The organism is Streptomyces sp. UH6, from assembly GCF_013421635.1.
Classification (GTDB): Bacteria; Actinomycetota; Actinomycetes; order Streptomycetales; family Streptomycetaceae; genus Streptomyces; species Streptomyces abyssomicinicus.
In genome coordinates, this window is the sequence record NZ_JACADT010000120.1 from 1 (window position 1) to 9,587 (window position 9,587).

The 9,587-nt window shown below is 70.4% G+C and carries 12 protein-coding genes and 1 pseudogene; 6 read left to right on the plus strand and 7 right to left on the minus strand.

Features of this window, described 5'->3' with window-relative positions; translation table 11 throughout:
• Window positions 1-778 (minus strand): tetratricopeptide repeat protein (locus tag HW445_RS09515; RefSeq protein WP_180220593.1); only part of this gene is annotated, 778 nt, incomplete at its 3' end.
• A 44-nt stretch (window positions 779-822) separates the two neighbouring features.
• On the minus strand, window positions 823-1,071 hold the full coding sequence (locus HW445_RS09520; protein ID WP_180220594.1) for a hypothetical protein: 249 nt from the start codon (window positions 1,069-1,071) through the stop codon (window positions 823-825).
• 90 nt (window positions 1,072-1,161) lie between these two features.
• On the opposite strand from HW445_RS09520, the gene HW445_RS09525 reads away from it, so the two are divergent.
• The 5 genes and pseudogenes from HW445_RS09525 to HW445_RS09545 all read left to right on the plus strand — a co-directional run bounded on the left by HW445_RS09525 (window position 1,162) and on the right by HW445_RS09545 (window position 4,555).
• Window positions 1,162-1,905, plus strand: coding sequence for a hypothetical protein (locus tag HW445_RS09525; protein WP_180220595.1), 744 nt, complete (start codon window positions 1,162-1,164; stop codon window positions 1,903-1,905).
• Between the two features lie 141 nt (window positions 1,906-2,046).
• Window positions 2,047-2,901: a hypothetical protein gene (locus tag HW445_RS09530; protein WP_180220596.1), complete on the plus strand. Its 855-nt coding sequence runs from the start codon at window positions 2,047-2,049 to the stop codon at window positions 2,899-2,901.
• A gap of 244 nt (window positions 2,902-3,145) precedes the next feature.
• A pseudogene (locus HW445_RS34385) lies at window positions 3,146-3,277 on the plus strand (IS701 family transposase); the annotation flags it as partial.
• Window positions 3,278-3,326: 49 nt separating this feature from the next.
• Window positions 3,327-3,875, plus strand: a complete 549-nt coding sequence (locus HW445_RS33480; RefSeq protein ID WP_257230962.1) for a transposase — start codon at window positions 3,327-3,329, stop codon at window positions 3,873-3,875.
• A 110-nt stretch (window positions 3,876-3,985) separates the two neighbouring features.
• The gene (locus HW445_RS09545) at window positions 3,986-4,555 is read left to right on the plus strand and encodes a hypothetical protein (RefSeq protein WP_180220599.1); all 570 of its coding nucleotides are present in this window, start codon (window positions 3,986-3,988) and stop codon (window positions 4,553-4,555) included.
• Here the strand turns inward: HW445_RS09545 and HW445_RS09550 are convergent.
• Both HW445_RS09550 and HW445_RS09555 read right to left on the minus strand, forming a co-directional pair.
• A complete protein-coding gene (locus tag HW445_RS09550; RefSeq protein ID WP_180220600.1) occupies window positions 4,456-4,854 on the minus strand; it encodes a hypothetical protein in 399 nt (132 codons plus the stop codon). The two genes, HW445_RS09545 and HW445_RS09550, sit on opposite strands and share 100 nt — an antisense overlap.
• 134 nt (window positions 4,855-4,988) lie before the next feature.
• Entirely contained in the window at window positions 4,989-5,633 is a 645-nt protein-coding gene (locus HW445_RS09555; RefSeq protein ID WP_180220601.1) for an antibiotic biosynthesis monooxygenase, read from the minus strand.
• A gap of 172 nt (window positions 5,634-5,805) precedes the next feature.
• On the opposite strand from HW445_RS09555, the gene HW445_RS09560 reads away from it, so the two are divergent.
• Complete coding sequence (locus HW445_RS09560; RefSeq protein WP_180220604.1) at window positions 5,806-6,468, plus strand: LysE family translocator; 663 nt, start codon at window positions 5,806-5,808, stop codon at window positions 6,466-6,468.
• Between the two features lie 24 nt (window positions 6,469-6,492).
• Here HW445_RS09560 and HW445_RS09565 read toward each other — a convergent pair whose 3' ends face one another.
• The 3 genes from HW445_RS09565 to HW445_RS34390 form a co-directional block, all read right to left on the minus strand.
• A complete protein-coding gene (locus HW445_RS09565; RefSeq protein ID WP_180220602.1) occupies window positions 6,493-7,158 on the minus strand; it encodes a maleylpyruvate isomerase family mycothiol-dependent enzyme in 666 nt (221 codons plus the stop codon).
• A 277-nt stretch (window positions 7,159-7,435) separates the two neighbouring features.
• On the minus strand, window positions 7,436-8,842 hold the full coding sequence (locus tag HW445_RS09570; RefSeq protein WP_180220603.1) for a sulfatase: 1,407 nt from the start codon (window positions 8,840-8,842) through the stop codon (window positions 7,436-7,438).
• 304 nt (window positions 8,843-9,146) lie between these two features.
• A complete protein-coding gene (locus HW445_RS34390) occupies window positions 9,147-9,242 on the minus strand; it encodes a putative leader peptide (protein ID WP_359270157.1) in 96 nt (31 codons plus the stop codon).
• Between the last annotated feature and the right edge of the window lie 345 nt (window positions 9,243-9,587).

Genomic DNA, 9,587 nt, shown 5'->3' on the forward strand with positions numbered 1-9,587 from the left:
CGTGCTCCAGGCCGTCGGCCGCATGGGCGACGGCGGCGTCGAAGTCGCCCTGCTCGGCGCGGAGGTCGGCCAGGTCGAGGTGGAGCGACCAGTTGGCGGGGTCCAGGGTGAGGGCCCGTTCGAAGGCGGCGGCCGTCCGGTCGAGGTCCCCCAGGCGGCGCCAGGTTCCGGCGCGGACCACCTCCGTCAGCATGACCGGCTCGACGAGGTCGGCCTGGTCGCACAGCGCGAGCGAGGCGTCGGTGAGGCCGCAGGCGCGCAGGAAGATCGCCATCCTGGCCATCGCCTCCGGCTGCGGTCGGCGTGCGGTGACGGTGTCGATGGCCCAGAACCAGTTCCGGAGCCCCGTGCGGACGGCCTCGGTGTCGAGGGGCCGGCCGTAGTCCGTCGTGCGCATGACGGCTTCGGCGAGGGCGTCGGGGCTCACGGAGTCCAGGAAGCGGTCCTCGCCGAACCAAGGGGCCTCGGCCCAGGGGATGTCGGGGCGGGCGCCGGTGACGGAGCCGAGTGCCATGACGGCGCCGTCCATGTCGCCGTCGAGGAAGGCCGCGTACGACTGGGCGAGCACGGCGCTCAGCGAGGTGCCGCCGGTGACGGTGTCGGCGAACTCCGCGGGGTGGTCGCGGCGCAGTTCGGCGAGGGCGTCGTAGGGCTCGGCACCGGCCGGGTCGGAGGCGATGGCACGCGTCAGCTGCTGGACGGCCGCGGCGGGACTGCCGCCGCAGTGGGCCAGGACCTGGGCGAGGGCTATGGCGGCGGCTGCCGTTGTGTCGGACATGCGACGAGGTTAGCGAGGGCCCGGACCGGCGGCCGGCCGGCCGGTCACCCGGCCAGTGGCTGGATGGCCGGCTTGAACTCGGCGAAGGTCAGGCCGACGGGTGCGCCGGCGTTGTGGGTGACCCGGACGGCGAGGGGGACGCCGGGATTGCAGACGATGCCCCAGACCTTCGTCCAGTACTCGCCGCCGACCGTGGGGGCGCGGTGCTCGGTCGCCGTGGTGTCCACGGGGCCGAACAGTTCCAGCGGGTCCCGGGCGAACTGGTCCCGGTACTCCGTGGCATCGGTGGACACGGCCCGATGGACCCGCTGGGTGAGTCTGTCCCGCTGCGGTGAGGGAGAAAAGCCGATCAGACCACAGCCGGTGCCCTCTATGGTCTTCACATGGGAAAGGGCTGCGTGTTCTGCGGAGGCACTCCTCTGACGAAGGAGCACGTTCTTCCGCGCTGGCTGAAGGTGGCACTGGATCCGACAGTCCGGCGGCACCGGTACATCGCGCTGAGCGGGGACGTAACGCGACAGCACGTCGCTCCGCCGCTGAACGAGCAGGTGAAGGTCGTCTGCTCCGGCTGCAACAGCGGCTGGATGAATCAACTTGAGGAGGACGTGCGGTCCTTCCTGCCTGACCTCATCCGGGGGAAGCCCCACGACCTCGACCTGGAAGCCCAGAAGGCTTTGGGTTCGTGGTCCTTGAAGACCATGCTCATGTACCTGCAGACGCATCCCGCCGAGGCCCGCAGGGTGGTCCCGGAGGAGGACTTCGGCAGATTTCACCAGACCCACCAGCCGAGCGCGTCGATGCTTGGACGCCTGGGCTTCATGAACTACCCGCCGGACGACTCGATCCCGCTCGCGGACACCCTGTTCCAGGGATACGGAACTCCTGGCACGGACCATGTCGCATGGGTCGGCACACTCAAGGTCGGCTGCATGCTGGTGCAGATCATCCGCGTCCCCGATGTCGCAGAGGGGTACCGACTGACTCCATACGAACCGCTGCCGTCTCTGCGGCAGCTGTGGCCGCCGGCCGAGCCCATCGGTTGGCCTCTCCCGGCGGCGATTCCGTACGAGGCCATGACGGGACTGGCCGCACCCGACGGACTCGATCTCCCCGTCACACCTGTGTAGAGCGAAAGGACGACTCCCTCTCGTACGAGGCGCTCTGGCACGGTGCCCGGGCATTTGCACAGTCAGCGCTGGAAGCCCATGCCGGCAGGCTGCTCCCCCATTCGATAGCCCTGACAGAGTCAGGCCCGCTACCGTCCCGGCATGGACGACTCCCTTTCCTTTGAGAGCTTCCTCGCCGGCGCGAAGAAGGCCGCTCACAGGGCCATGGACGACCACGGGCGGGCCGAGTACGACGAGTTCGCCCTCCATAGCGGTGTGGCCGTGGAGCGGCTCGCCAAAGCCGTCCTGGCCAAGCGCAATCCGGTCTACTTGGTCGAGATGCGGAACGGCCCCTCCGACATGCTGCTTCACTTCGGTGGCCACCTGGAGATGGAGCCGGAGAAGGTTCGTACGGTCGGCGCCAACGAAGCTCTCAAGCGCCTTCGACGCATGGCCGTCCTGCCGTCCGATCCTCAGCTCGATCTCCTCATCGAACTGCGCAACGGCACGGCCCACACCACGGTCGGAGACCAGGCCAAGACCCTGCTGCCCACGCTCGCTGAGACCGTCGGGACTCTACTGACAGACATCGGTATGCCAGTCGAGCGATTCTGGGGCCGCTGGACGAGCGCCATCCACGTGGCTATCGACAAGCACAGGGATGAGATTCAGCGAGACGTTCAGGTGCGCATCCGTCAGGCGAAAAATCGTTTCGAGGATCGGTTCGGAAACCTGCCGAGCGACCTCCTTGACGGGATGCAGCGACCACTGCAAAACCGTCGTAGCGGATGGTTTGCCGCCGGTATTCACCATGAGACTGGTCGACCTGGCCCACCTATGGGTTGGTTCCCATGTCCCGCATGTGGGAACAAGGCGGTAGCCGTGTTGGCCTCACGAAGCGAGGACGCCGAGGGTGAGCCAGACATCTTCTCGTGCACCCTCTGCGGGTTGAACCTAGCCGGAGTCGATGAGTACACGGCTGCTGGGATCAAGTTGCCGGAAACCCCTTCCGCCTGATCAGTCACGGCAGCTGTAAGTCTTGATCCGCGAAGCGTCCATACAGGTCAGCAGGTGCCTGTGGGAGTGGGAACGGACACCGTGATCATGAGCGTTTGTGACGACGTTCAACGATCAGGTGGCCGTCGAGGCCACGATAGCCAAGCAGGTGTGGAGGACGGCGTTCGGGGCGCTGATGGCCGAGGTGGCTGACTGTTTCCCGCGCCGTGATGCGCGACTGCTGGCGCGGGATATGACCGAGGCGATGCTGATGAAGCTGGAGCGGCGCAACTGCTGGACGCTCGCCGAGGCACTCGGCCACGACGGGCCGTGGCGGCTGCAGCACTTCCTGTCCCGCGGCTCGTGGGATCACCATCTGGCCCGTGATCGGCTGGCCTCCTGGGTGTCGGGGGAACTCGCTGAAGGTGATGCGGTGTTGGTGGTCGATGAGACGGGGGGACGAGAAGTCCTCCACCGACTGCGTGGGCGCCGTCCGGCAGTACTCCGGCGCGCTGGGCGGGATCGGGCTGTGCCAGGTTGCCGTGCACCTGACCTACGCCTCGCCGCGCGGGCACGCGCTGATCGACCGGGAGTTGTACCTGCCCGCCGCCTGGGCGCAGGACGAGGAGCGCCGCCTGCTCGCACACGTGCCCGACGAGGTTTGTTTCTCCACCAAGCCGCAGCTTGCCGCCGTCATGCTGCACCGGGCTCGCACCCTGGGCGTACGTGCCCGCTGGTTCGTCGGCGATGAGGTCTACAGCAGCCTCGAGCTGCGACGAACCGCGCGGATGCTCGGCTTCGACTACGCCCTGGCCGTCAGGTCCGACCACACCGCCACCACCTCCGCCGGCCGCTTCACCGCCGCCCGACTCGCGGCGAAGGTCCCGGCGAAGTCCTGGATGCGGATGCGCACTGGGCACGGCCTGAAGGGCGACCGGCACTACGACTGGGCGCTGATCGAGGTCCGCCCCGACCAAGAACCACATCTGCCGTGACTGTGCGGCTGGGTGCCGCGTACGGGTCTGGCTGACAGGTATCCCAAGATTCCGGACCGCCGCCCGGTGTGGACTCGACGCTGCGGCCGCGCGGCGGCATGGTCGTCGGCATGACAACCACGAAACCCGCGGCCGCGACCGCTGCGGCACGCGGCCGACACGCTGTCCTGCACCGCTGGCCGAGCGCGCTCGGGCTGGCGGCCGCGGTCCTCCAGCTCGCCATCGGCCTTGAGCGGGAATCGGTGGCGATCGTGCTGTGCGTGGCCACGCTCTGCTACCTCGGCGCGGCGGCGTTGAACCGGCCGTGGATCGCCTGGGCCGGCGTCGCCGGCGGCACTGCAGTGGTCGTCGTCAGCGAGCTGGCTGGCCTGGTGTGGTGGGGCGGGGTCGGGGTTGCGGCCCTGGCGCTCGTCGCCGTCGGCCTGGTCACACGCGTGTCCCGCCCTGCCCTCACCGCGCAGGCCGTCGCCCTGCTCGGGTACGGCTGCCTGGCGGTGGCCGCGCTCTTCCTTGCGCCACGGCTCGGACTGGCGCTGGCCGGACTGGTGCTGGTGGCGCACGCCGCTTGGGATCTGCTCCACTACCTGCGCAATGAGGTGGTGCCCAAGTCGTTGGCCGAGTTCTGCATGCTGCTGGACGTGCCGTTGGGGTTCGGCGCCGTTGTGGTGGCGGTGGTCTGACCGACCGGCCCGCTCACCTGGGTGGCCCGATGGTGCGACGGTGTGACGCCGTACCGGGCCACGAAAGCCTGGCGCAGCGTCTCGGTGGACCTGAAGCCGCGGCGGGCGGCGATCTCCCAAGTGGCCTTGGTGGTGATCCGCTCGATGCTGTTCTCGGGCATGTGCTCCCGGGCGGCCTCGGTCGCGCTCCGGACGATCTCGGCGTATGTGCCCCTCAGGCGAGGCTCCCGGGTCACCCGATCGTTGACCTCGATCTCCAGCGTGACGGTCAGGATCTTCTTCATCTTCTTGGCAGCCATTCCGCCCCCTGACCGTTGGGCAACACAGTGTGCTGGCTCCCGTTCGCTGGACGACGGCTCGGTCCGACGCCTCACCAGGTCAACTTCGCGGCCGTACGGACGTTATGGGCCACCGTCCCCCGCGCCCGGTGCGTTCAGTACGCGGCGACGGACCGGAGGAGGAGGGGGCCGGTCGCGGTGAACCCGGGCGGGGCGGAAGGGTGCTCCAGGATCGGGGGGCCGCCGGCCGCCGTCGCCGTCCGCCACGCCTCGGGGCTGTCCCAGTGCGCGACGCCGACCGCCTGGAAGCGGGTGTCCGGGGCGACCGCGCGGTGCAGCCGGGCGTGCTGGAACCCGGGGGCCTCGCTCGTCAGCTCGACGCGGTCCGACCACTGCGGAAGGAAGCCGTCCAGCCGCTCCGCCGGCAGCTCGAACGCCTCGACCACGGTGACGCCCGAGCCGTCCCCCTGGGCGCCGAACGCGGCTGCCACGCGGTACCAGCCGCCGTGCACGACGGCATAACCGGTCGTGGTGGCCGCCGACGCGGTGAAGCCGGGGTGGGTGAGTGCCTTGTCCCGCGCCTCGACGCTGTCCCAGTGCGCGACGTTGACCAGGCCGAAACGGGCTGCCTCGGGGTCCAGCCCCCGGTGCAGGCGGGCGTCCCGGAACCCCGGAGCGGTGTGGATGAGCGCGACCCGCTCCTTCCAGCGGGCGATCGCTTCGTCGATGCGTTCCTCGGGCAGTTCCCAGACGTCGATGAGGGTGATGCCGTCGTCGGTGGTGAATCGTTCGTCAGTCACCGCGCCATCGTGGAACCTCGAGCACGGTTCAGGTCAAGACCGCCGACTGAGGGATGCCCGGCCGCGCACCACGGCGTCACCCGCACGCCATCCCTCCGGATCCTGCCCGATATCGGGCAGAAAGATGGATGTCCGCCCCTCCTCGACCCTAGGGTGAGCACTTGTGATCGCCATGGACGCCCTGTGGGCCTTTACTCTGATGGTGGGGCTGCTGACCCTCACTCCTGGCCTGGACACCGCACTCGTCCTGCGCACGGCAGCGGTCGGGCACCGCCGTCGGGCCTGGGGTGTGATCTTCGGGATCCAGACCGGCACGCTGGTCTGGGGCGTGCTCACCTCGCTCGGCGTGACCGCGCTGCTGACCGCTTCCCACCTCGCCTACGAAGTGCTGCGCTGGGCCGGGGCCGCGTACCTGGTGTGGACGGGCTGCCGCATGCTGTGGGCCGCCCGGCGCCGTCCCGGCCGGGCGGAAGGCGAGGAGGCCGGGACGGATGCCGGAGCCGGAACCGGAGCCGGGGTGGGGACGGACGAGGGCGACAGGGTGCTCGGCGGCTGGCGCCAAGGACTGGCGACCAATCTGCTCAATCCCAAGGTGGGCGCGTTCTACGTCGCACTCCTCCCCCAGTTCATCCCGCCCGACGCCCCCCACCTCGCGGCGGGCGTCCTGCTCAGCGGCATACACGTCCTCCTCGGCAGCGCCTGGGCCTGCGTGCTGATCGCCCTCGCGCGGATGCTCCGGCACCGGCTGCAGCGGCCTTCGGTGCGCCGCCGCCTCGACCGTGTCACCGGAACGGTGATCGCCGCGTTCGGCGTCCGGCTCGCGCTCGAGAAGTAGCTCCGCCCGCCGGGTGGGAGCCCGTCAGGCTCCCTCGCACCTGGAGCGCAGGAGGTCCACGCCCTTTCCCCGGAGATCGCCGCAGTGGACCGCCCGTCCGGTCATGGCCATCGTCAGGGCCAGTGTCGGGCCGGAGACCACGGGACCGGTACCCGCGCGGAACGGGCCGTCGTCGGCGACCAGCCGTAGTCCTGCGATGCGTCCCTTGGCCGGAACCACGAGGTCGGAGCCGGCGTAGTACTCGGCCACCCGGGTGAGCGTCTCGATCGGGTGGTCGTGCCGGACACCCAGCGGGCGCCGGATGTCCTCGCCGTGCACGACGGTTTCGCCCAGCATGGCCACGGCGGGGAGGGGTGGCTTGGTGGTGCTCGGGACGATCCGCCGGAACCGGTCGAGGGTCGCGGCCGGGGTGGCGCCCAGTTGTTCGGCCAGCCGCATGGACACCTGCCTGTCGAAGTCGAACCGGCAGCGGACGACTCCCGCCAGCCAGCGCACGGCGTTGAGGCTCGCGCCCGCGGTGAGATGCGCGAGGACCTCGCGCACCGTCAGCCCGGCGCAGAGCGAAGGGGTGGCCCACCGCTCCTCGGCCAGGTCCGCGAGGTCGGCCGCCAGTGCCGCCCGCTCGGCGTGGATCGCGGGCCATGTGCCGCTGCCGTGGGCGCGGTTCGCCGTGTGGTGCGGATCGGTCATGGGACGGGCTCCTGTCACGGTCGTGTTCCACGAAGTCCCGGCCGGCGCCGCGGAGCGGCGGCTCCGGCAGGGAGTGAGGTCGATCGTGAGGGAGACTCCGGCCCCCGGGCAAAATGATCGCCCGGGGCGGCACCGAGCCGAACGAGCCGGACGAGTCCCCCGCCGCGGCAGTGCGCGGCGCGGCGGGGGACTCGTCCGGGGCGCCTGTCGTGGCGGCGTCGGCCCGCGGCCGCGGAGGCACGGGGCCGGTGACGGTCGCCGTCGCGGACGGCCCCGCTCAGTACGGCAGGAGACCGGAGTTCGTGGCCTCCCAGGCGGCCCTCAACTCGGCGAGGAGTTCCGGGCGTTGTGCCGCGAGGTCCGCCTGCTCGCGCTGGTCGGCGGCCAGGTTGAACAGGTGGTCCTTGCCGGCCGAGTCGCGGTAGTACTTCCAGTCACCGCGTCGCAGTGCCCGGTTGCCCCGGACGCGCCAGAACAGGTCGTGCCGGGGCGCCCGTTCACCTCGCAGCAGGTAACCGGCGAAGCTGTGGCCGTCGAGCGGGTAGGCCGGGTCGGGCCGGGCGCCGCCGAGTTCGAGCAGTGTCGCCGTCCAGTCGGGGGAATACACCGGCTCGTGGCTGACCTGACGGGCCCGGATCCGGTCCGGCCAGCGGAGGATGGTCGGCACACGGATGCCGCCCTCGAGGAGCTGGGACTTGGCGCCACTGAGCGGCCACTGGTAAGAGAAGCGCTCTCCGCCGTTGTCGCTGGCGAAGATGACGACCGTGTTGTCCTCCTGACCGGATCGCCGCAGCGCATCGAGCACCTTGCCGACGGAGGCGTCGAGGTTCTCCACCATCTCCTTGTACTTCTCCACCGATCCGCCGTCGTCGTGCTTGAGTCCGCCCAGGACGTCGCCGGAACGGATCCGGTCGGCGATGCCGGCGGCTGCCTCCTCGTCGTTCTCGCCGATCCAGGGCCAGTGCGGGGTGGTGAAGTTGAGGTTGAGGAGCCAAGGCCGGTCGTGCTTGCGGCCGACGTAGTCGACGGCGCGTTCGGTGAGGACGGTGGTGTAGTAGCGGAGGTCCTTGTAGGTGGCGTCGCCTTCGTAGAGGTCGTAGTCGCCGAGCTGGCCCATCTTGGAGAAGTACTCGAGCGCGCCGCCGAAGTTGCCGAAGAACTCGTCCCAACCCGACTTGGTGGGGCTGTAGTCCGGCAGCCAGCCGCAGTGCCACTTGCCGATCAGGGCGGTGGAGTAGCCGGCCTTCTTCAGCAGGGAGGCCAGAGTCGGGTGGTTCGGGTCCAGACCCTGTGTCCGGTTGCCGATGGGCTCGGCGAGGCCGCCCTGCGTGCGGCCGGGGAAGCGGCCGGTGTAGAGGCTGAAGCGTGTCGGGGAGCAGGTGGCCGAACCCGAGTAGGCGTCGGTGAACCGCACTCCCTGGGCGGCCAGCCGGTCCAGGTGGGGCGTTCTGATGTGCGGCGCTCCGTACGAGGACAGGTCGGCCCAGCCGAGGTCGTCACCCAGGATGAACAGCACGTTGGGCCGTTTCCCGGAGCCGGAGCCGTGGCGGGCCTGGAACGGCCGCTCGGCGGGGGAACCCACCGCTGCGGGGGCGGCCTCGGCGGTGGCGGCGGTGCCTGCGACGGCGCCGGCGGCACCCGCTCCGACCAGGCCGGCGAACGCACGACGGGATATTTCGGGCATGCGGAATCCTCCGAACAGGTGCCCACGGCGGTGAGCACGTCAGGGTTGACCGGGGTGCAGTTGATGACCCGGGTGAAGGGGATGACCAGATGCGGCGGCGCGCACCACGCCGACGCCGACTGCCACCGCGCCGAGACGCGACCGCGACCACGGCCACGACCACGGAACGACGCACGCCTCGGGGCTGGTGCGGAACCACCTCAGCTACGCGCGCTCCGGACATACGGACGGCGGCGCGGCGGCCGGACGCCCGTCAACGGGGCGCGCGGCACTACGGCGGGAGAACGGGAGAGGGACCCGGAAGTCAGCGACAGATGGCGCTGGACTGGCGGCACAGGTCGACGTGTCGCCGCGCGACGAGCGCGACGAGCGCCTGCGGATGATCAGCGACGGGCCTCATGAGCAGGGACGATGCCAGGCGGTGGACGGGCGGGTCAACCGGGTGTCCAACCGCTGGGACACACGGGCGACTTCGACCGCGTTCAGCGGCACCGGCCCGCCGACAGCGAGTCCGCGTCCGCGTCCGCGTCCGCGTCTGCGTCTGCGTCTGCGTCTGCGTGCGAGGATGAGGGCGTTCTCCGGACACCGCCCGTACAGGACAGGGGTGTTCGTCGGCGACAGGAGTGAACGGTGCCCACAGAGCACGGAGGGCCCTCGTCCGCGGGAGGGCGCAAGCGAACTCCCGTGACCGGTGGACGAGGACGCCCACGCCGGACGGACCGGCGGCAGGGCGCCACCGGCGGCG